This window comes from Nonomuraea sp. NPDC049625 (assembly GCF_040675285.1).
GTDB lineage: Bacteria > Actinomycetota > Actinomycetes > Streptosporangiales > Streptosporangiaceae > Nonomuraea > Nonomuraea angiospora_A.
Genome location: NZ_JBFAOQ010000013.1, coordinates 146,463 through 166,716, shown reverse-complemented (window position 1 = coordinate 166,716; position 20,254 = coordinate 146,463). Strand labels below are relative to the sequence as shown.

Annotated in this window: 17 protein-coding genes; 8 read left to right on the top strand and 9 right to left on the bottom strand. The window is 71.8% G+C overall.

Features of this window, described 5'->3' with window-relative positions:
* Positions 1 to 51 precede the first annotated feature (51 nt).
* The 6 genes from AB0J87_RS43150 to AB0J87_RS43125 all read right to left on the bottom strand — a co-directional run bounded on the left by AB0J87_RS43150 (position 52) and on the right by AB0J87_RS43125 (position 6,241).
* Positions 52 to 1,569, bottom strand: a complete 1,518-nt coding sequence (locus tag AB0J87_RS43150) for a HAMP domain-containing sensor histidine kinase (RefSeq protein ID WP_363976259.1) — start codon at positions 1,567 to 1,569, stop codon at positions 52 to 54.
* Entirely contained in the window at positions 1,566 to 2,267 is a 702-nt protein-coding gene (locus tag AB0J87_RS43145) for a response regulator transcription factor (RefSeq protein WP_363976252.1), read from the bottom strand. The genes AB0J87_RS43150 and AB0J87_RS43145 overlap by 4 nt, the downstream gene beginning before the upstream one ends.
* A gap of 27 nt (positions 2,268 to 2,294) precedes the next feature.
* Positions 2,295 to 3,059, bottom strand: a complete 765-nt coding sequence (locus tag AB0J87_RS43140; protein WP_363976249.1) for a hypothetical protein — start codon at positions 3,057 to 3,059, stop codon at positions 2,295 to 2,297.
* Positions 3,056 to 3,955 carry an ABC transporter ATP-binding protein gene (locus AB0J87_RS43135; protein ID WP_363976246.1) on the bottom strand — a complete coding sequence of 300 codons (900 nt, stop codon included), beginning with the start codon at positions 3,953 to 3,955 and terminating at the stop codon, positions 3,056 to 3,058. Before AB0J87_RS43135 ends, AB0J87_RS43140 begins: the two co-directional genes overlap by 4 nt.
* Positions 3,956 to 4,143: 188 nt before the next feature.
* The gene (locus AB0J87_RS43130) at positions 4,144 to 5,340 is read right to left on the bottom strand and encodes an MFS transporter (RefSeq protein WP_363976243.1); all 1,197 of its coding nucleotides are present in this window, start codon (positions 5,338 to 5,340) and stop codon (positions 4,144 to 4,146) included.
* A gap of 388 nt (positions 5,341 to 5,728) precedes the next feature.
* Positions 5,729 to 6,241, bottom strand: a complete 513-nt coding sequence (locus tag AB0J87_RS43125; RefSeq protein WP_363976240.1) for a TetR/AcrR family transcriptional regulator — start codon at positions 6,239 to 6,241, stop codon at positions 5,729 to 5,731.
* A gap of 54 nt (positions 6,242 to 6,295) precedes the next feature.
* Between AB0J87_RS43125 and AB0J87_RS43120 the strand changes: the two genes are divergently transcribed.
* Positions 6,296 to 7,459: a cysteine desulfurase family protein gene (locus tag AB0J87_RS43120; RefSeq protein ID WP_363976237.1), complete on the top strand. Its 1,164-nt coding sequence runs from the start codon at positions 6,296 to 6,298 to the stop codon at positions 7,457 to 7,459.
* Positions 7,460 to 7,478: 19 nt separating this feature from the next.
* Here the strand turns inward: AB0J87_RS43120 and AB0J87_RS43115 are convergent, their stop codons facing one another.
* The gene (locus AB0J87_RS43115) at positions 7,479 to 8,522 is read right to left on the bottom strand and encodes a DUF695 domain-containing protein (RefSeq protein WP_363976234.1); all 1,044 of its coding nucleotides are present in this window, start codon (positions 8,520 to 8,522) and stop codon (positions 7,479 to 7,481) included.
* Between the two features lie 67 nt (positions 8,523 to 8,589).
* On the opposite strand from AB0J87_RS43115, the gene mnmA reads away from it, so the two are divergent.
* The gene (gene mnmA, locus AB0J87_RS43110) at positions 8,590 to 9,648 is read left to right on the top strand and encodes a tRNA 2-thiouridine(34) synthase MnmA (RefSeq protein WP_363976231.1); all 1,059 of its coding nucleotides are present in this window, start codon (positions 8,590 to 8,592) and stop codon (positions 9,646 to 9,648) included.
* Here mnmA and AB0J87_RS43105 read toward each other — a convergent pair.
* Entirely contained in the window at positions 9,641 to 10,273 is a 633-nt protein-coding gene (locus AB0J87_RS43105) for an MBL fold metallo-hydrolase (protein WP_355205476.1), read from the bottom strand. The genes mnmA and AB0J87_RS43105 overlap by 8 nt on opposite strands.
* A 24-nt stretch (positions 10,274 to 10,297) precedes the next feature.
* Here AB0J87_RS43105 and AB0J87_RS43100 point away from each other — a divergent pair, with 24 nt between their 5' ends.
* The 3 genes from AB0J87_RS43100 to AB0J87_RS43090 all read left to right on the top strand — a co-directional run bounded on the left by AB0J87_RS43100 (position 10,298) and on the right by AB0J87_RS43090 (position 16,324).
* Complete coding sequence (locus tag AB0J87_RS43100; protein WP_363976228.1) at positions 10,298 to 11,290, top strand: methionine synthase; 993 nt, start codon at positions 10,298 to 10,300, stop codon at positions 11,288 to 11,290.
* An 87-nt stretch (positions 11,291 to 11,377) separates the two neighbouring features.
* Entirely contained in the window at positions 11,378 to 13,567 is a 2,190-nt protein-coding gene (gene ligA, locus AB0J87_RS43095) for an NAD-dependent DNA ligase LigA (RefSeq protein ID WP_363976226.1), read from the top strand.
* Positions 13,568 to 14,251: 684 nt separating this feature from the next.
* A complete protein-coding gene (locus tag AB0J87_RS43090) occupies positions 14,252 to 16,324 on the top strand; it encodes an EAL domain-containing protein (protein WP_363976223.1) in 2,073 nt (690 codons plus the stop codon).
* On the opposite strand, the gene AB0J87_RS43085 is transcribed toward AB0J87_RS43090, so the two are convergent.
* Positions 16,294 to 16,767 (bottom strand): hypothetical protein, encoded by a 474-nt coding sequence (locus AB0J87_RS43085; protein ID WP_363976220.1) that lies wholly within the window; start codon positions 16,765 to 16,767, stop codon positions 16,294 to 16,296. The genes AB0J87_RS43090 and AB0J87_RS43085 overlap by 31 nt on opposite strands.
* Positions 16,768 to 16,913: 146 nt before the next feature.
* On the opposite strand from AB0J87_RS43085, the gene gatC reads away from it, so the two are divergent.
* Genes gatC through gatB form a run of 3 tightly spaced genes read left to right on the top strand, consistent with a single transcriptional unit; the run spans position 16,914 to position 20,190 of the window.
* Positions 16,914 to 17,213 carry an Asp-tRNA(Asn)/Glu-tRNA(Gln) amidotransferase subunit GatC gene (gene gatC, locus AB0J87_RS43080; RefSeq protein WP_185068184.1) on the top strand — a complete coding sequence of 100 codons (300 nt, stop codon included), beginning with the start codon at positions 16,914 to 16,916 and terminating at the stop codon, positions 17,211 to 17,213.
* A complete protein-coding gene (gene gatA / locus AB0J87_RS43075) occupies positions 17,210 to 18,700 on the top strand; it encodes an Asp-tRNA(Asn)/Glu-tRNA(Gln) amidotransferase subunit GatA (protein ID WP_350729582.1) in 1,491 nt (496 codons plus the stop codon). The genes gatC and gatA overlap by 4 nt, the downstream gene beginning before the upstream one ends.
* A gap of 2 nt (positions 18,701 to 18,702) precedes the next feature.
* Positions 18,703 to 20,190, top strand: coding sequence for an Asp-tRNA(Asn)/Glu-tRNA(Gln) amidotransferase subunit GatB (gene gatB, locus AB0J87_RS43070; protein ID WP_363976701.1), 1,488 nt, complete (start codon positions 18,703 to 18,705; stop codon positions 20,188 to 20,190).
* Positions 20,191 to 20,254: the final 64 nt, after the last annotated feature.

Below are 20,254 nucleotides of genomic sequence, written 5' to 3'. Positions count from 1 at the left end.
GCTACTCGCGGCCCGGACTCCGGCGACGGCCCATGGTGACGCGCGCCGGCGTCAGCGCGGGTCGGCGACCGGGAGGCGTACTTGGAAGGCCGCGCCCCTGCCCGGCGAGGAGCGGAGCTCCACCCGGCCCCCGTGGGCCGTGACGATGGAGCGGACGATCGCCAGTCCGAGTCCCGCGCCCCCCGTCGCGCGGGCGCGGGAGGCGTCCGCGCGGTAGAAGCGGTCGAAGACGCGGGCCTCCTCCTCAGGGCTCAGCCCGGGCCCCTCGTCCTCGATGACCAGGACCGACTCCCCGTCGTCCGTCCCGACGCCGATCCGTACCGGGGTGCCGGCGGGTGTGTGGGTGATGGCGTTGCCGACGAGGTTGCTGACGACCTGTCGCAGGCGGGCCTCGTCCCCCAGCACGGGCGCGGACGCCGCCGGGCCGCCGGACGGGCCGGTGAAGGCGACGGGCCTGGACGGGTCGAGCGCGGCGAAGTCGTGACGGGCGTCGGCGGCCAGCGTACGGAGGTCCATGGGGGTGAGGTCGAGCCCCGGCCCGTCGCTCTCGTCGAGGCCGGCGAGCAGCAGCAGGTCCTCCACCAGCCGGGCCAGGCGGCCCGACTCGCTCTCGATGCGGGCCAGCGCGGGTCCCGCCTCGGTGCCGCCCATGCGGTAGAGCTCCGAGAAGCCCTTGATGCCGAACAGCGGGGTGCGCAGCTCGTGGCTGACATCCGCCACGAACCTGCGCATCCTGGCCTCCGACTCCACCTTCGCCGCGACGCCCTGCTCGATCTGGGCCAGCATCTTGTTGAGCGAGCGGGCCAGCCGGCCCACCTCGGTGGAGAGGCCGGCCGGCTCGGGTACGCGCCTGGTCAGGTCGCCGTCCGCGATGGCCGCCGCCGTCTCCTCCACCCGCCGCAGCGGAGCCAGCCCGGCCCTGATGGCGACCCCGCCGACGAGCGCGAGCACGCCGAGCAGGACGGCGCCCGTGAGGAGGCAGGCCGCCCGGAGGCGGTCGACCGTGGTGTGCAGCTCGGCGAGCGAGACCGCCGCCACCACCGCGGTGTGATCGGCCGGACCGAGACTCGTGCCGCCAGAGCCAGAGCCAGAGCCAGAGCCAGAGCCAGAGCCGGAGTCGGAGCCGGGGCCGGAGCCGGAGCGCGGGCCGTTCGTGCCGGCGCGGGGCAGCGCCACCGCCCGCCACTCGTCGCCGTCCGTGCCGTTCACCGTGAACGGCTGCCCGGCGCGGGCCGCCACCGCGGCGCTGTCGAGCCGGGGCAGCGCGGGCCCGGCGAGGTCACCGAGCTCGCGGAGAACGGACCCGTCCGCCGCCAGGTAGGCCACGAACCCCTTCCCCATCAGGTCGAACGGCCCGGCCGGGAGCGGGCTGCTCGCCAGCTTCACGACCAGGTCCGGCGGGATCGCGGACGCCGCCTTGCCCATCGGCTCCAACTGGGCGTCGACGCGCGTCATGAGCTGGGTCTCGAGCTGACGCAGCACCACCGAGCTGATCACCACCAGGCCGACCACCAGCAGCGCGACCGCGATGGCCAGCAGCCGGGCGGCGAGCGACAGCCGGCCGATCATCGCTTGGGCTTGCGCAGCACGTAGCCGACGCCGTGGACGGTGTGGATCAGCTTGGGTTCGCCGGCGTCGAGCTTGCGCCGCAGGTAGCTCACGTACGTGTCCACGATGCTCGTGTCGCCGGCGAAGTCGTAGCGCCACACGTGCTCCAGGATCTGGGTCTTGGGCAGCACCCGCCCGGCGTTGAGCACCAGGTGGAGCAGGAGGCGGAACTCCGTGGGCGACAGCCGTACCGGACGTCCTGCCCTGGTGACCTGGTGGCCGTCGGGATCGACCTCGAGGTCCCCGACCACCAGCGTGGAATCGTCGGGGGCCGCGCCCGTGCGGCGGAGGATGGCCCTGATGCGGGCCAGCAGCTCCTCCAGGTCGAACGGCTTGGTCACGTAGTCGTCGCCGCCCAGCCGCAGCCCGTTGATCTTGTCGGCCGTGGCGTCCCGCGCCGTGAGGAACAGCACGGGCACCGGACCGGGCCGCCCGCCGCCCCTGGGCAGGCTCCGCAGCCGGCGGATCACCTCGAACCCATCGAGATCGGGCAGCATGACATCGAGCAGGACCAGGTCCGGCGGGTCGAGCCGGGCCGCCTCCAGCGCCTGCGCGCCGTTCTCAGCCGAGCTCACCGTGAAGCCGGCGAACCGCAGCGTCGCGGAGAGCAGCTCCTTGACGGTGGGCTCGTCGTCGACCACGAGCAGCCGTTTCCCCACGAGAGGCACCTCCCCGGTCCAGCGTAGTCAGGCGTCGCGATTCTTGAGCTGGACGTACGCGGCGACCAGCATGACCGCCACGAACCCGACCAGCAGCCCGAACCCCAGCGCCCCCGGCAGCTCGGATTTCCCGGAGACGGCCTGGAGGGCGGCCATGCTCGGCCAGTAGACGCCGATGAGATCGCGCAGGAAGCCGGGCGAGGCCCCGGCCATGACGGGGAGCAGGAGGAAGGCGGTGCTGACGTTCGCGGCGGGGGCCGTGCCGCGCAGCAGGACGCCCAGCGCCAGGCCGAACAGCGCGAGGAGTGTCAGTACGAGCGGTCCGAACAGCAGCAGCCGCAGCGCGACAGGATCGCCCGGCAGGACGGACGGGGCGCCGCCCGCGGACAGCGTCAGCTGGCTCGTCGTGAACATCAGCCACACCGCGGCCACGCTCACCGGCAGCGCGGTCAGCACGGTGATCCCGCACTTGGCCGCCAGCAGCCGGCCGCGACTGCTCACGGCGGCCAGGCTGGCCCGCATCGTGCCGGAGCCGTACTCGGAGGAGGCCACCAGCACGCCCAGCGCCGCCACCAGCAGCTGCACGATGAACACGCCGCGCATGCCCAGGTCCAGCGGCTGGAAGTCGAGCCGCTCCTGCGCCGTGGCCGTGGCGTACTCCTTGGCGGCCGTGGTGCTGAACAGCCACCCCAGCAGCCCCGCGACGGCGGCGGTGGCCACCGACAGCACCATGGTGGACCTGATGCTGCTGAACTTGGTCCACTCCGCTTTCAGCACCCCCGCGTCGATCATCGTGCCGCCCCGTACTCGACGCTCTCCCGGGTGAGCTCCATGAACGTCTCCTCCAGTGACGCGCGGCGGGGGGCCAGCTCGAACAGCGGCACGCCCTCGGCCGCCGCCAGCCGCCCGACGTCGGGTGCCGTCATGCCGGTGACCAGCAGCTCGTCGGCGCCGCCGGGCCGGACGTGGGCGCCGGACAGCTCCAGGCGCCGGGCGAAGGAGGCGGCGTCGGGCGTGCGTACGAACACCGCCGCCCCGCCCTCGGTGAAGTCGTCGATCTCCCCCTCCGCGATGAGCCGGCCCTTGCCGATCACCACGAGGCGGTCCGCGGTCAGCGCCATCTCGCTCATCAGGTGGCTGGACACCAGCACCGTGCGCCCTTCCGCGGCCAGCCCGCGGATGAGCGTGCGGATCCACAGGACGCCTTCGGGGTCCAGGCCGTTGACGGGCTCGTCGAGCATGAGCACCGGCGGATCCCCGAGCAGCGCAGCGGCGATGCCCAGCCGCTGTCCCATGCCCAGCGAGAACTCGCCCGCCTTCCTGCCCGCCACCGCCGTGAGCCCGACCAGGTCCAGCACCTCGGCGACGCGGACGTCGGGGATGGCGTTCGTCTGGGCGAGGTAGAGCAGGTGTTTGTACGCGCTGCGCCTCGGGTGCACGGCCTGCGCCTCCAGCATCGAGCCGACCTCGCGCAGCGGGTGGCGGAGCTCGTGGTGGGCACGGCCGTTGATCGTGGCGGTGCCGGAGGTGGGCAGGTCGAGGCCGAGGATCATGCGCATCGTGGTGGTCTTGCCCGCGCCGTTCGGGCCCAGGAAGCCGGTGACTTGCCCCGGGCGCACCGTGAAGGTGAGATCGTCCACGGCGAGCACGTCGCCGTAGCGTTTGGTCAGTCCGTCGAGCTGGATCATGGGTCCAGCGTGGGGGCGGCGGTTGGGGGAGTTCTGAGGAGTCTGTGAGTTGTCTGTGAGCCGGGCGCCCCCACGTGGGCGGTGGGGGCGCCGCCGGCCGCCGATCCACAGAGAACTCTTAGGACGTCATGCGGGCTTCGTACGCCTGGGCGGCGACGGCGGCGTACAGAGTGAGCCGGCACAAATGTTCAGGCCGCGACCTCGACGGTCTCACGGTCGGCCGGGGTGACCGCCGGGGTGATCGCCGACGGCTCGCTACGGGGGAGGAGGCGGGAGGCGGCGGCGATCAGCACGCCCAGGACGACCCCGATGCCGAGCGCGGTACGCAGCGTCGTGGCGTCCGAGATGAAGCCGATCACGACGGGCCCGAGCAGCAGGCCGGCATACCCCATGGCGCCCGCCTGGGCGATCGCCGGTCCTGGGGAGTCGGTCGCGGTGCCCGCCAGCGACAGGGTCAGCGGCGAGATCGTCGCCACGCCGAGCCCGACGAAGAACATCGCGAACACCGCCACCAGCGCCGCCGGCGCCATCAGCACCACCGCGAAGAACCCGGCCGTCGCCACCCCGGAGACGGTCAGCATGCCCCGCACGCCGAACCTGGTCCGCAGCCGGTCCCCGGTGAGCCTGGCGATCAGCATGCCCAGCTCGAACACCGGGTAGCCGAGGGCGGCCAGCGCCTCGGGGGCGCCCAGCTCGTTCCGCATGTAGAGGCCGTTCCAGTCGGCGACCGTGCCCTCGACCATGAACGCGAAGAACATGATCGCGCCCAGCAGGTAGACGATCGGCGGCATGCGCCGGCGGGCCGCCGTCGCGGTCTCGGCCGCCGGCGGCTCGGGCAGGTACGTACGGCCGATCATGACCATGACGGGCAGCGAGATCAGGCCGATCAGCGCGACGTTGGCGGTGAACGGCAGCCCCACGGCGATCGCCACGCTGCCCAGCGCGCCCGCCGAGATGGCGCCCACGCACCAGCCCGCGTGCATGCCGTTCATCAGCGGCCGTCCGTACGCCTGCTCGACCGTGGAGCCCTGGGCGTTCATGGCCACGTCCACGGTGCCGAACGCCATGCCGAAGAGCGCCACGGCCACCATGAGCAACGGGAGGTTCGGGGCGAACGCCACGGCCACGAGTCCCAGCGCGGTGAGCGGCCCGCCGATCCGCAGCACCGCCCGGCTACCCGCCCGGGCCATGATCCGGCGCATGGACTGCATCGTCACCAGCGCGCCCAGGCCCCACACGAGGAGGACGGCGCCGACCGTCGACTCGGACAGGCCAAGCTTGTCGGTCAGCGCCGGGATGCGCACCGTCATGGTGCCGACCATCAGTCCGCCCAGCACAAACGTCAGAACCGCCCCGTAACGGGCACTCCTCAGGGAACGGGTCATCGTTTAACACCTCACAAGAATTCGCACTATTTCGCCATATTTAGGTCTCGGGACCCGCCCGCCCCGCGGCATCCGGGCGAGCTCGTGCCGGGGTGGGGGAGGGGTTCGGAGGGGTTCGGCTGGACGGTTGTGGCCCGAGGGGTTCCGCCTGCCCGCTCGTACTGAGCACCGAGCACAGTCACTGGCCGAGCACCCAGGTCGAGTGGTCGCGACGGGTGTCCGGGCGAGCGGCGGCCCGTGTCTGGGACGCGGTCCGGGCGCCGGCTCGATCGTGGCCTCCGCCTTGAGGGAAGGCCGCGCGCCAGTCGGGCCGGCGCCGTACCGGCTGTCGTCCGAGGACATCGACGGGCCCGCGTCCCCACGGTGGGGAGGCGGGCGGGTCAGGGGCTCAGGAAGGGGGTTTGAGCAGCGCTTTCATCCGGGTCTCGAGCGCTTGGAGATCGTCCTCGGTGTTCAGCTCCGGGTCGTGGCTGGCCACGTCCCAGAGCCCTTCACACGCCAGTCGTACGATCTGCGACGTCCGCGGATCCGGCTCCTCGCCCAACCCCTCGCGATGCCAGCGGGCCATCGCCTCGCGTAGCGGCGCGAGCAGGAAGAGGTTGCCCGAGGCGCCCGTGACCACGGCCCATCGTCGCAGCCGTCCGGAGCGGACGGCGGCCAGCGTGGCGTGCAGGTAGCGCTCGGTGTAGGTCTCCCCGGGCTGTGCGACCATGAGCTGGTCGAAGTCCTCGATCAGACGCTCCACCATGCCCTTGATCAGGGCTTCTTTGGTGCCGTAGTGATAGAGGAGGCCGCCCTTGCTGACGCCTGCCCGGTCCGCCACGGCGGCCAGGGTGAGTGCGGACGAGCCCTGATCGCAGAGCAGGTCCTCTGCCGCGTCCAAAAGCTCGTCCCTTCGCATGGGCTCTACTGTACCGTCCGGACGGTACAGTAGCAAACGAGATACCCTGATCGGGTGACCAGACCGTCGGCCTATCTTGATCATGCGGCTACCACACCCATGCTGCCCGAGGCGATCGAGGCCATGACGGAGCAGCTCAAATGCGTCGGCAACGCCTCCTCGCTGCACGCCGCGGGCCGCCGGACGCGCAGGGTGGTCGAGGAGGCGCGCGAGGCGATCGCCGACGCGCTCGGCGCCCGGCCCAGCGAGGTCGTGTTCACCTCGGGCGGCACCGAGGCCGACAACCTCGCGATCAAGGGCCTTTACTGGTCGCGCCGTCCGAGGCGGCGCGTGCTGATCAGCTCGGTGGAGCACCACGCCGCGCTCGACCCCGCCCACTGGCTGGCCGACAGTCAGGGCGCCGAGGTCGAGCTGCTCGGCGTGGACGCGTACGGCCGGGTCCACCCCGAGACGCTGCGCGAGGCCATCGAGCGCGACCCCGGCGACGTGGCCATGATCAGCGTCATGTGGGCCAACAACGAGGTCGGCACGGTCCAGCCCGTCCACGTGCTGGCGGCCATCGCCCATGACCACGGCATCCCGTTCCACACCGACGCGGTTCAGGCGGTGGGGCAGTTGCCCGTGTCGTTCTCGGCCTCGGGGGTCGACGCGCTCACGCTGACCGGCCACAAGGTCGGCGGCCCGATGGGGGCCGGTGCGCTGCTGCTGGCCAGAGGGCTGACGCCGGTCTCCGTCCAGCACGGCGGAGGCCAGGAGCGCGACGTGCGCTCGGGCACGCTCGACGCGCCCGCCATCGCCGGGCTGGCCGCCGCCGTCAGCGCCGCCGTCAAGGAGCAGGAGGCCCTGGCCCGCCGCCTGACGTCGCTGCGCGACGAGCTCATCCAGCGCGTACGCCAGGCCGTCCCCGACGTGGTGCTCAACGGCGACCCCGCCGACCGGTTGCCCGGCAACGCCCACTTCTCCTTCCCCGGCTGCGAGGGAGACGCGCTGCTCATGCTGCTCGACGCCAAGGGCGTGGAGTGCTCGACGGGCTCGGCGTGTTCGGCGGGCGTGGCGCAGCCGTCCCATGTGCTGCTGGCCATGGGGGCGGAGTCGGCGGCGGCGCGGGGCTCGCTCAGGTTCACGCTGGGCCACACCTCGACCCGCGACGACGTCGACCGCCTGATCGAGGTGCTCCCCGCCGCCGTCGAACGCGCCCGCCGAGCCGGCCTCAGCTGAGACCCGGGCAGCCGGGGGCTCAGGTCAGGAAGGACACCACGGCGGACCAGGACGGATCGGCGGCCACGTCCACCCGGGGCTCGCCCTCCTCCCAGCTCACGATCAGCTCCTTCGCGTGGATCGCCGCGTCGCCGGTCGGGTCGGCGTACACGTGGATGATCCGATGCCCCTCGGCGCTCATGTGCGCCGCCAGCACCGCGTCGTCGCGCAGCTTGAGCAGCCGCGCGGCCAGTCGCTCCTCGAAGTCGCGCAGCGCCGTCAGCGAGTCGCCGACCGGCAGGCCGTTCTCGTCGCGGTGGGTGTACGGCAGCGTGATCGCGATGTGCTGGTCGAACAGCGGATAGTCCACCGGCCGCAGCGGGTGGCGGGCCGTGGCCACCAGCGGCGCGCCGCTGCCGGTCTGCCCTTCGAGCAGCACCCACTCCTCCTCGGTGTAGCCCGAGGCCACGTCGGCGACCACGGCGGGCAGGTGAACGGCGGGCACGGAGTCGATCGGCTGGAACGTGGCCGGCGTGATCTCCCCGACCCAGCGGGCCACGTCGTCCTCGCCGAGCAGCCAGTCGAGGGCCAGCAGGGTGGCCTCCATCCTGGTGTCCTCGTCCAGCTCGCCGAAGATCGGGTGGTACGCGGACACGTCGACCCGCGGCTGGTCCCTCGGCACCCGCAGCCCCAGCATCAGCTTGTCGAGCGCGAACTCGAAGCCGCCGACGTCCAGCGTCAGCTCCATGGCCTGCGGATTGGCCTGCCGCGACGGGTGGTACTCCCACAGCATGTCGGACGGCGGCGCCGCCTTGGCCCAGCGGTGCGCGAGCGAGCGCAGCTCGGGGTCGCCGGCCGCGGTCACCACCAGGGCGTGTGCGGCCTCCTTGCCCGGAGCCACCTCCCAGACCAGGCCCGGGTGGATGGCGGCGACCGCCGGGGCCAGCCGCTCCTCAAGCCCTTCGACGTCGCCGTTCGCGACCAGGGAGTCGAGCCCCGGCCTGGACTCCTGCCACCACGCCCAGAACTCGGCGATCCCGTCGCCGGTCTCTTCCTCTGCGCCCTTGCGCCCGAACAGTCGCATGGCCTGAATACTCGCAGACCCCGCCCATGGTCGCGCACTCCCGCGCGGACAGTACGCTGGAACGGTCATGGGACTGCGTGTGCTTGCCGCCATGTCGGGCGGCGTCGACTCCGCCGTGGCCGCCGCTCGGATCGCCGAGGCCGGTCACGACGTCACTGGTGTGCACCTCGCTCTGTCGGCCAACCCCCAATCCCACCGCACGGGTGCGCGGGGCTGCTGCACGATCGAGGACTCGCGCGACGCGCGACGCGCCGCCGACGTGATCGGCATCCCCTTCTACATCTGGGACATGGCCGAGCGCTTCCAACGCGACGTGGTCGAGGACTTCGTGTCCGAGTACGCCGCGGGCCGCACGCCCAACCCGTGCCTGCGGTGCAACGAGAAGATCAAGTTCTCGGCGGTGCTCGACCGGGCGCTGGCGCTGGGCTTCGACGCGGTCGCCACCGGCCACCACGCCAAGCTGGTCGACGGCGTGCTGTCCAGGAGCCCCGACCAGGGCAAGGACCAGTCGTACGTGCTCGGGGTGCTCACCCGCGAGCAGCTCAGCCACGCGATCTTCCCGCTGGGCGACTCGACCAAGGCCCAGGTGCGCGAGGAGGCCGCCAGGCGCGGCCTGACCGTCGCCGACAAGCCCGACAGCCACGACATCTGCTTCATCGCCGACGGCGACACCCGCGGCTTCCTGGCCGAGCGCCTCGGCTCGGCCGAGGGCCCCATCGTCGACCAGAGCGGTGAGGTCGTCGGCAGCCACCAGGGCGCCCACGGCTTCACGATCGGGCAGCGCAAGGGCCTGCACATCGACCGCCCTGCGGCCGACGGCCGGCCCCGCTACGTGCTGTCGATCGAGCCGGTGTCCAACACCGTCACGGTCGGCCCGCGTGCCGCGCTCGAGGTCACCTCGATCACGTGCGGGAGCCCGGTGTGGAACGGCCCGTCCACGTTCGAGGACCTGACCGTGCAGCTGCGGGCGCACGGAGAGGTCTACGGGTGCCGTTTCGAGGAGGTCGGTGGCGGCGTCCGCATCGATCTCGACCGCCCGGCCACCGGGGTGGCGGCGGGCCAGGCGGCCGTGCTCTACTCCGGCGAGACCGTGATCGGCTCGGCGACGATCGTCGCCGCTAGCTGAGCGTCACCGACTCGCCGACCGCCAGGCGGCGGATGTCGGCGCTCTGGTGCTCCGACTCCATCTTCAGCCAGTTGTCCACCAGGCCGAAGCCGATGTCGTTGTACAGGCCGTCATGGGTGGAGAACGCCCTTGCCGGGCGGATCTCGCGGAGATATCCGATCATGTCCCCGAGCTTCAGCCAGGGTCCGCCGGTCGGGACCAGCAAGGTGGGCACGTCCACTCCCGGGACCGTCAAGGCGTCACCCGGGTAGAAGATCTCGTCGTCCACGAGGAACCCGACATTCTGGACGACGGGCACGTCGGGGTGGTTCTTGGCGTGCCACTCGCCGAACGCCCGCACGCGGAAACCGGCCGCCTCGAACGCGTCGCCGTGCCGTACCACCTGGACCTTCTGCGGAACGTCCGTCAGATCCGCGGCGACGCCCTCGCAGGTGTAGATCTCCAGGGCGGGCGGCGCGGCCTTCAACTTGTCGACGTCCACATGGTCCCAGTGCTCGTGGGTGATCAGGACCGCGTCGGCCCCGTCGAGCACGGGTCCCTTGCTGAACGTCCCGGGGTCGATGATCAGGACCTTGCCGTTCTTCTCCACGCGTACACAGGCGTGCTCGTGTTTCGTCAGCTCCATTCCGCAGAGCCTACGCTTGTCCCCATGTCAACGTGGGAAGCCACCGGAGTCGGCTCGCACCCGGGCGAGGACCATCTCGAGGCGATCAGGGTCGTGTTCGGTGAGGTGCCCGGACTGCCGTACCTGCCCGAGCTGCCAGCCAGGGGCGTCGGCGCCGACATGATCGGCAGGACGGCCGGGCTGCTCGTCGAGCTGCCCGTCGAGGTGCAGCCCTCCGGGTGGCGGCTGGCCGATCGGCCGGGGCGCGACCATCAGCGGGCCGTCGATCATCTGCGGCGGGATCTCGACGGGCTGGAGGAGGTCGGCCACGACTACTCCGGGCCGCTCAAGCTGCAGGTCTGCGGCCCGTGGACGCTGGCCGGGTCGATCGAGCTGAAACACGGCGACAAGATGCTCTCCGACCCCGGGGCCGTACGCGATCTGACCGACTCGCTGGCGCAGGGGGTCGCCGACCACTGCGCCGACGTGCGGCGGCGGCTGCCCGGGGTGACGGAGATCGTGCTGCAGCTCGACGAGCCGGGGCTGCCCGGGGTGCTGGCGGGGACCGTGCCGACGGCGTCGGGGTTCGGGCGGCTGGCGGCCGTCGAGGAGTGGCGGGTGGAGGAGTCGATGCGCTCCTTCGACGCCCCGATCGTGCACTGCTGCGCGCCGTCCGTGCCCTTCGACGTGCTGCGCAGGGCCGGGGTGCGCGGGGTGTCGGTGGACGCCGCGCTGCTGCGGCGCAGGGACGAGGACTCCGTCGGGGAGGCCGTCGAGGCGGGTCTGCGGTTCTTGCTGGGGGTCGTGCCCGGCCGGGACCCCCGGCTGCCCGGCGTCGGGGTGGTCGCCAAACCGGCGCTGGAGCTGTGGCGGCGGCTCGGGTTCGCGCCCGACCGGCTGGCCGAGCAGGTCGTGCTGACCCCGGCGTGCGGGCTGGCCGGGGCGTCACCCGCGTACGCCCGCGCGGCCCTGGCGGCCTGCCGGAAGGCGGCCCAGGTGCTCAGGGAGGACCCGGAGGCCGGGTCGCAACGGGGGTGAGCGCTGAAGGTCAGTGCTCAGCGGTAGCGTTTGCACAGGTTGACGTACGGTTCGGATTCGGGTTCGGGTTCGGGAGGGGAGCAGACGGTGAGTGAGCCAGGCGCCGAGGTGGCGGGCGTGCCCGTGGCCGCGCTCAAGCGGCATGCCGAGCTGAGCGAGCTGGTCGACGACGCTCGCTGGCGCTACTACGTGCTCGACCAGCCGACGGTCAGCGACGCCCAGTTCGACGGGTGGTTCAAGGAGCTGCTCGCGCTGGAGGAGTCGCATCCGTCGCTCCAGACCCCCGACTCGCCGACACAGAAGGTCGGCGCCCCCGTGTCGGGCGACTTCGCCAAGGTCCAGCACCTCAACCGCATGGAGAGCCTCGACAACGCGTTCAACGAAGCCGACATGGCCGCCTGGATGCAGCGGGCGGAGCGGCTGGCCGAGGGAGATCCGGGGCCCTACCTCTGCGAGCTCAAGATCGACGGGCTGGCGATCGCGCTGGTCTACCGTGACGGCAAGCTGGAGCGCGGGGCGACCCGCGGCGACGGGCGCACCGGCGACGACGTGACGGCCAACGTCCGCACGATCAAGGGCGTCCCTCACCGGCTCACGGGCCACGACGTCCCCAGCCTGGTCGAGGTGCGCGGCGAGGTCTACATCCCGGTCGAGGACTTCAAGCAGCTCAACGAGCAGCTCATTGAGCAGGGCAAGACGCCGTTCGCCAACCCGCGCAACTCCGCGGCCGGCACGCTGCGGCAGAAGGACCCGCGCGTCACGGCCCAGCGGCCGCTGCGGATGCTCGTGCACGGCATCGGCATCTGGGAGGGCTCGGCCGTGCCGCGGGCGCAGTCGGACGTGTACGACCGGCTGCGGGAGTTCGGGCTGCCGGTCAGCGATCTCTACCAGGTGGTGCCGGGGCTCACCGAGGTCAACGAGTTCATCGAGAATTACCGCGTGCACCGGCACGATCCTCCGTACGAGATCGACGGGGTGGTCGTGAAGGTCGACGACTTCCGCACGCAGCGGGAGCTGGGCTCCACGTCGCGGGCGCCGCGGTGGGCGATGGCGTACAAATACCCGCCGGAAGAGGTCAACACCAAGCTGCTCGACATCGAGGTGGGCGTGGGCCGCACGGGGCGGGTCACGCCGTACGCGGTGATGGAGCCCGTGACGGTGTCGGGCTCGACCGTCGAGCGGGCCACGCTCCACAACGCCGCCATCGTGGTCAAGAAGGGCGTGCTCATCGGCGACACCGTGGTGTTGCGCAAGGCGGGCGACGTCATCCCCGAGATCGTCGGGCCGGTGACGGCGCTGCGCGACGGGTCGGAGCGCGAGTTCGTCATGCCGACCCACTGCCCGGAGTGCGGCACCGAGCTGGCGTACGAGAAGGAGGGCGACGCCGACCTGCGCTGCCCCAACACCCACCGCTGCCCCGCCCAGATCCGCGAGCGCATCTTCTTCGCGGGCGGGCGGCGCGCGCTCGACATCGACGGGCTCGGCTACGTCGCGGCCACCGCGCTCACCCAGCCGCTGCCGCCCCAGGAGCCCGTGGTGCGCACCGAGGCCGACCTGTTCGACCTGACGCTGGAGCAGCTGCTGCCCATCAAGTCGATCGTCCGCGACCAGAACACCGGTCTGGCCAAGATCGACCCCAAGACCGGGGAGGAGAAGGTCGTCACCTTCTTCTCCAACATCGACGGCGGGGCCAGCCAGAACGCGCTGCAGCTCATCGAGGAGCTGAAGCAGGCCAAGCAGGCGCCGCTCGCCAACGTGCTGGTCGCCCTGTCGATCCGGCACATCGGCCCGCCGACCGCCCGCGCGCTGGCCGACGAGATGCGCTCGATCGACCGCATCATGAACGCCTCGGAGGAGGAGCTGGCCGCCGTCGAGGGCATCGGGCCCCGGGTGGCGGCCACGATCCGGGAGTGGTTCTCGGTCGACTGGCACCGGGAGATCATCGACCGGTGGCGGGCCGCGGGGGTGCGGATGGAGGACGAGCCCGCGCCGGAGAAGGGGCCGCAGACGCTCGAGGGGCTGACGTTCGTGGTGACGGGGACGCTGGAGGGCTACACCCGCGACTCGGCGGCCGACGCGATCACCAGCCGGGGCGGGAAGGTGTCGGGGTCGGTGTCGAAGAAGACGTCGTTCCTGGTGGTGGGGGAGAACGCGGGGTCGAAGTACGACAAGGCGGTGAGCCTCGGGGTGCCGATCCTGGACGGGGCCGGGTTCGAGGTCCTGCTGAAGGACGGTCCGGAAGCGGCCGCGGCCGCGGCGGTGCCCACGGAGGCTTAGCACCTCTCGACGGCCGGGCGCTGGTGCGCGGCGTCCGGCTGCTTCGCGGGATGCGGTGCCGGGCGAGCGGCGTGCGCTATGCGGCGCTCCGGCGAGCTGGGCGCTTGGTGGGTGGCGCGTGTGGGGATGGCACGGCAGCGCGCGGGAGCGGGTGAGGCGGCGGGGGTGGCGTCGCGTCGCCGGAATGGCACGGCAGCGCGCGGGAGCGGCGGGGGTGGCGTCGCGTCGCCGGGATGGCACGCCAGCGCGCGGGGGCGGTTGGAGCGGCAGGGCGGCGCCGCGTCGGCGGGGTTGGGCGGCGTGCGGTGGCCTTGGCGCGTCGCATCTTGGCGTGCAGCACCACGAGGTCTTGGGCGCCGCGTCGGCGGGGTGTGGCGCGGTGGAGTTCGGCGCTGGTGTGCGGTGCCCGGCCGCCGTGGGGTGTGGCGCTGGTATGTGGTGCCCGGCTCGATGCGGGATGCGCGTCGGGTGGAGTGGGGCGGGCTGTGCGGCGTCGGGGCGGGCCGCTGTCGGTGATGGGGGCCGAGAGGGTCGGTTGTGCGGGGAGGGTAGGCGGCTTGCTACCGAGGGTGGTTTTTGGGTATATGTCGGAAAGGAGAAGTGACGGAACGTACGCGCTTGGTTTCGCGAAGTGGGGTGAAGGTCGTACCCTCCCATAGTGACCTAATGGGGGTTCTGTTACCGATGACTGACCCAACCGACACCCGCGACACCGGACCACGCGTCGGCTCGCCGCTCTGGGCGTTCCTCGCGGGCGTAACCGTGATCGGCTTCACCGCGCTCGTGGTGGCCATGCTGAGGCTGGACGCCGTCGGGCTGGTGGAGCTCGCCCGCACGCCGCTGTTCTGGGCGCTGTCGGTGCTGGTGATCCTGGGCGAGCTGAGGCCCGTGATGGTGTCGTCCGCCGCCTCGGTGGGTGGCACGTACCCCTCCACCATGTTCACCTTCGCCGTGCTCCTGCACTTCGGGCTGCCCGTCGCGGTGCTCATGCAGGCCGTCGCCGTCGCCATGAACGGGGTGGTGACGCGTAAGGCGTGGCATCGGGTCATGTTCAACATCGCGCAGTCGACGCTCGCGCTCACCGCGGCGGCCGTGGTGATGGGGGTGTTCGGGATAGCGCCGAGCCCGGCCGTGCCGTGGGTGCCGGACGGGTCGGACCTGCCGGCGATCGCGCTGGCCGGGGTCGCGTACTTCGCGACCAGGGCGGCTCTCGTGTGCGGCGCGGTCGCGTTGCACGAGCGGCGCTCGATCATGCGGGTGTTCAGGGTCACGGTCGTCCCGCAGAGCCTCGTGTACGTCGGGCTGCTCGGCCTGGCGCCCCTGGTCGTCGTGGCCATGGAGCACTCGCCCGGCATGGTGCCCCTCTTCGTCGCCCCGCTGGCCGCCGTCTACTTCACCGCCACGCTCTCGATGCGCCGTGACCATCAGGCCCTGCACGACGAGCTGACCGGCCTGCCCAACCGCAAGATGCTCATCGTCAGCACGGAGGAGGCGCTGGCCGAGGCCCGGCACGACGAGCGGGTGGGCCTGTTCCTCCTCGACCTCGACCGGTTCAAGGAGGTCAACGACACGATGGGGCATCCGGTGGGCGACCGGCTGCTGCAGACGGTGGCTCACCGGCTCACCCATTCCGTACGCCCCGGCGACGTCGTGGCGCGGCTGGGCGGTGACGAGTTCGCCGTGCTGCTGCCCTCGATCAGGGACGCCCACGCGGCCAGGGAGGTCGCGGCCCGGCTGCGGGCGGCGCTGACCGAGCCGGTCCGGCTGGAGGGCATGACCTTCGACGTGGACGGTTCCGTCGGGATCGCGCTCTATCCGGACCACGCCCCCGATTTCGAGCTGCTGCTGCAACGGGCCGACGTGGCCATGTACCTGGCGAAGGAGGGGCGGACCGGGGTCGAGCTCTACCAGCCCGACAAGGACCGCAACTCTCCCGAACGCCTCAATCTCCTCGGCGACCTGCGCCGTGCCATCGACAGCCGCGAGCTGCGGCTGCACTTCCAGCCCAAGGTCAGCCTCGGCACCGGCGCCGTCCAGGGCGTCGAGGCGCTGCTGCGGTGGCGTCATCCGGTGCACGGGATGATCCCGCCGTCGGAGTTCGTGCCGCTGGCGGAGCAGTCGTACCTGATGCGGCCCCTCACGGCGTACGTCATCGAGGCGGCGCTGGAGCAGGCGGCCCGCTGGTGGCACACGGGGCTGCAGGTGCAGATCTCCGTCAACATCTCGGCCCGTGACCTGCTCGACTCGGCCCTGCCGGAGCAACTGGAGGTCGGCCTGGCCGCCTCCGGGCTCCCGCCGGGGGCCATCCAGCTGGAGGTGACCGAGCGCATCCTGACGGGCGACCAGGCCTACACCCACGAGACCATCAAGGCGCTGGCCGCGCTGGGCGTGCCGCTGGCGCTCGACGACTTCGGCACGGGCTACTCGTCGCTGATCCGGCTCCAGCGCCTGGCCGTGTCCGAGGTCAAGATCGACGCCTCGTTCGTACGCCGGATCGCCGAGTCGGAGGACGACTACCGGATCGTCCGCTCGATCGTGGACCTGGTCCGCTCGCTCGGCCTGCGCTCGGTCGCCGAGGGCGTGGAGTCGGACGAGGTCGCGATGCGGCTGGACGAGATGGGGTGCGACATGGGGCAGGGGTGGCTGTTCGGGCGGCCCATGGCCGCCGCCGACGCCACGGTCTGGCTCAGGGAGCACACCGGCGCTGGGCCCGGGATCGAGTACGGCTACCAGCCCGAGGTCAGCCGATCGGCCTGACCCGGCGGGCGCTTCCGCAGGACGCGCCGGAGCAGGTAGGCGGGCAGGAGCAGGGTGGCGAGCGAGAGGACCGACAGCAGCAGCACGCCGGGCCAGTCGTAGGAGCCCGGACGGAACACCTTGACGTCGTGGCCCGCGTCCAGGGCGGGCACGCGGTCGCCCTCGGACAGGTCGAGGGGCTCGTACCCGTAGATCCAGGCATCCTGCCGGATCCGTGCGGGGGACTCGAAGACACCCTCCCAGCGGCAGGGGCCGCGGCCCGAGCAGTCCAGGTCGGTCGCCGTGAAGGTGCCCATCGTGCCCTCGCCGTGCGCGGCGCGGTACTCCAGCCGGGCGGCGGACACGGTGGCGGCCGCCAGCAGTACTCCGGCGACGAGCACCAGGGGCATCGTCAGCACGATGAGCACCACCAGGCATCCCGCGCCGCAGCCGTTCCGCTCCACAGCCGACCCCCTGTCCCCAAGCGGATAACGAGCGGGAGCAGGGTGAGGTTCGTTTCGGGGCGGTTAATCGGTTCGGGGCTGCCACGTCAAGCCCCCTAGGATGGCATTGTCCAAAGACTCCATCCACGAAACGGGTTACACGACTCATGTCCGCCATAACCCGCGACGAGGTCGCACACCTGGCCCGGTTGTCCAGGCTGGCGCTCACCGACGACGAACTCGACCACTACGCCACCCAGCTCGATGCCATCATCGAAGCGGTTGCGAAGGTCGCCGAGGTCGCCGCCGAGGACGTGCCGCCATCGTCGCACGCGCTTCCGCTGACCAATGTCTTCCGTGCCGACGAGGTACGACAGTGCCTGACGCCCGAGCAGGCGCTCTCCGGCGCGCCCGCCGTCGAGGACGACCGCTTCCGGGTGCCGCGCATCCTCGGGGAGGAGGCATGAGTCTGATCCGTAAGACGGCCGCCGAGCTGGGATCGATGATCGCCGGCGGCGAGGTGTCGGCCGTCGAGGTGGCCGAGGCGCACCTCGACCGCATGGCCGAGGTCGAGCCCAAGGTCCAGGCGTTCCTCCACATCGATCGCGAGACGACGCTGGAGCAGGCGCGGGCCGTCGACGCCAGGCTGAGGGCGGGCGAGAAGCTCGGCCCGCTGGCCGGCGTGCCGATCGCGCACAAGGACATCTTCGCCACGCGCGACATGCCGACCACGGCCGCGTCCAAGATCCTCGAGGGCTGGCGCCCGCCGTACGACGCGACCGTCACCGCGCGGCTGCGCGAGGCCGGGCTGGTCTTCCTGGGCAAGACCAACCTGGACGAGTTCGCCATGGGCTCCTCCACGGAAAACTCGGCGTACCAGGTCACCCACAACCCGTGGGACCTGACGAAGGTGCCCGGCGGCTCGTCGGGCGGCTCCAGCGCCGCCGTGGCCGCGTACGAGGCGCCGCTGTCCACGGGCACCGACACGGGCGGCTCCATCCGGCAGCCGGCCTCGGTGACCGGCATCGTGGGCATGAAGCCCACCTATGGTGGCTCGTCCCGTTACGGGCTCATCGCGTTCGCCAGCTCGCTCGACACGCCGGGCCCGTTCGCCCGCAACGTGCTCGACGCGGCGCTGCTGCACGAGGCGTTCTCCGGGCACGACCCGATGGACTCCACCTCGATCGACGCGCCCGTGCCGAGCGTGGTCGAGGCCGCGAAGAACCCCGACATCGCCGGCATGCGGATCGGCGTCGTCAAGGAGTTCGCCGGCGAGGGCTACCAGGCCGGCGTGCTGGCCCGCTACCACGAGGCCGTGCAGCTCCTGGAGTCGCTCGGGGCCAAGGTCGTCGAGGTCTCCTGCCCGTCGTTCACGACCGCGCTGCCCGCCTACTACCTGATCGCGCCGTCGGAGTGCTCGTCCAACCTGGCGCGCTTCGACGCCATGCGCTACGGCCTGCGCGTCGGCGACGACGGCACCCGCAGCGCCGAGGAGGTCATGGCGCTGACCAGGGCCGCCGGGTTCGGCGCCGAGGTCAAGCGGCGCATCATGCTCGGCACGTACGCGCTGTCGAGCGGCTACTACGACGCCTACTACGGCCAGGCGCAGAAGGTGCGCACGGTCATCTCCCGCGAGTTCGAGGCCGCCTACCAGCAGGTCGACGTGCTGGTGTCGCCGACCACGCCGACCACGGCGTTCGGGATCGGCGAGCGCGCCGACGACCCGATCGCGATGTACCTCGCGGACCTGTGCACCATCCCGTCCAACCTGGCGGGCAACGCGGCCATGTCGGTGCCGGTCGGCCTGGCCGACGAGGACAACCTGCCGGTCGGCCTGCAGATCATGGCCCCGGTCCTGGCCGACGACCGCTGCTACCGCGTCGGTGCGGCCGTCGAGAAGGCCCTGGAGAGCCGCTGGGGCGGCCCGCTGCTGAAGGAGGCCCCGTCGCTATGACCATGGTCTATGACGAAGCGCTCGACCGGTTCGAGCCGGTGCTGGGCCTGGAGACGCACGTCGAGCTGGGCACCAGGTCGAAGATGTTCTGCGGCTGCAAGACCGCCTTCGGCGCCCCGCCCAACACGCAGGTCTGCCCGACCTGCCTGGCGCTCCCCGGGTCGCTGCCGGTGGCCAACGCCGCGGCCATCGAGTCGACCATCCGCATCGGCCTGGCGCTGAACTGCTCGATCGCCGAGTGGTGCCGCTTCGCCCGGAAGAACTACTTCTATCCGGACATGCCGAAGAACTACCAGATCTCGCAGTACGACGAGCCGCTCTGCTTCGACGGCTACCTCGACGTCGAGGTCGAGGGGCAGATCGTGCGGATCGGGATCGAGCGGGTGCACCTGGAGGAGGACACCGGCAAGTCCACCCACGTGGGTGGCGCGACCGGGCGCATCCACGGGGCCGACTACTCGATCGTCGACTACAACCGCGCCGGCATCCCGCTGGTCGAGATCGTGACCAAGCCCATCCCGGGCACCGACCGGCTCGCGCCCGAGGTGGCCAAGGCGTACGTCACCGAGCTGCGCGAGATCATGCGCTCCCTCGGCGTCTCCGACGTGCGCATGGAGGAGGGCTCGCTGCGGTGCGACGTCAACGTGTCGCTCATGCCGCGCGGCTCCTCCGAGTGGGGCACCCGTACGGAGACCAAGAACGTCAACTCGCTGCGCAGCGTCGAGCGGTCCGTGCGGAGCGAGATCGAGCGCCAGGCGGCCGTACTGGCCGACGGCGGGAAGATCATTCAGGAGACCCGGCACTTCCACGAGGACACCGGCACCACCACGTCCGGCAGGTCCAAGGAGGAGGCGCAGGACTACCGCTACTTCCCCGAGCCCGACCTGGTGCCGATCGCGCCCGACACCGCCTGGGTGGCGGAGCTGAAGGCGGCCCTGCCCGAGCTGCCGTCGGTCAGGCGCAAGCGGCTGCAGGCCGAGTGGGGGCTGTCCGACCTCGACATGCAGGCCATGCACAACGCCGACGCGTTCGACCTGGTCGAGGCCACGGTCGCGGCGGGCGCCCCGGCGGCGGACGCGCGCAAGTGGTGGATGGGCGAGCTGGCCAGGCGCGCCAACGAGACCGGCGTCGCGCTGGCCGACCTGCCCATCACCCCGGCGCAGATCGCCAGGGTGACCGAGCTGGTGGCCTCGGGCGCGCTCAACGACAAGCTGGCGCGCGAGGTGCTCGAAGGCGTGCTGGCCGGTGAGGGCACCCCGGACGAGGTGGTCGAGAAGCGCGGCCTGCAGATCGTCAGCGACGAGGGCGAGCTGCTGGCCATCATCGACCAGGTGCTGGCCGCCAACGCCGACGCGGCCGAGAAGGTCAGGTCCGGCAAGATCGCCGCAGCCGGCGCCCTGGTGGGCGGCGTCATGAAGGCGAGCAGGGGCAAGGCCGACGCGGCCCGCGCCCGCCAGCTGATCCTGGAGAAGCTGGGCGTCTCCGAATAACGCCGGCAAACGATGAGGGCCTCGCCGTTCCGACGGCGGGGCCCTCATCGTTGGCGCGGGGTCC

What these genes read in the sequence shown, in the direction of transcription:
- AB0J87_RS43125 (WP_363976240.1), bottom strand. Translation starts at nt 6,241, where the DNA reads ATGCGAAGGGACGAGCTTTTGGACGCGGCAGAGGACCTGCTCTGCGAT.
- gatC (WP_185068184.1), top strand. Translation starts at nt 16,914, where the DNA reads ATGTCCGCCATAACCCGCGACGAGGTCGCACACCTGGCCCGGTTGTCC.
- AB0J87_RS43150 (WP_363976259.1), bottom strand. Translation starts at nt 1,569, where the DNA reads ATGATCGGCCGGCTGTCGCTCGCCGCCCGGCTGCTGGCCATCGCGGTC.
- AB0J87_RS43105 (WP_355205476.1), bottom strand. Translation starts at nt 10,273, where the DNA reads ATGGAGCTGACGAAACACGAGCACGCCTGTGTACGCGTGGAGAAGAAC.
- AB0J87_RS43090 (WP_363976223.1), top strand. Translation starts at nt 14,252, where the DNA reads ATGACTGACCCAACCGACACCCGCGACACCGGACCACGCGTCGGCTCG.
- AB0J87_RS43130 (WP_363976243.1), bottom strand. Translation starts at nt 5,340, where the DNA reads ATGACCCGTTCCCTGAGGAGTGCCCGTTACGGGGCGGTTCTGACGTTT.
- AB0J87_RS43115 (WP_363976234.1), bottom strand. Translation starts at nt 8,522, where the DNA reads ATGCGACTGTTCGGGCGCAAGGGCGCAGAGGAAGAGACCGGCGACGGG.
- AB0J87_RS43140 (WP_363976249.1), bottom strand. Translation starts at nt 3,059, where the DNA reads ATGATCGACGCGGGGGTGCTGAAAGCGGAGTGGACCAAGTTCAGCAGC.
- gatA (WP_350729582.1), top strand. Translation starts at nt 17,210, where the DNA reads ATGAGTCTGATCCGTAAGACGGCCGCCGAGCTGGGATCGATGATCGCC.
- AB0J87_RS43100 (WP_363976228.1), top strand. Translation starts at nt 10,298, where the DNA reads ATGTCAACGTGGGAAGCCACCGGAGTCGGCTCGCACCCGGGCGAGGAC.
- gatB (WP_363976701.1), top strand. Translation starts at nt 18,703, where the DNA reads ATGGTCTATGACGAAGCGCTCGACCGGTTCGAGCCGGTGCTGGGCCTG.
- AB0J87_RS43135 (WP_363976246.1), bottom strand. Translation starts at nt 3,955, where the DNA reads ATGATCCAGCTCGACGGACTGACCAAACGCTACGGCGACGTGCTCGCC.
- mnmA (WP_363976231.1), top strand. Translation starts at nt 8,590, where the DNA reads ATGGGACTGCGTGTGCTTGCCGCCATGTCGGGCGGCGTCGACTCCGCC.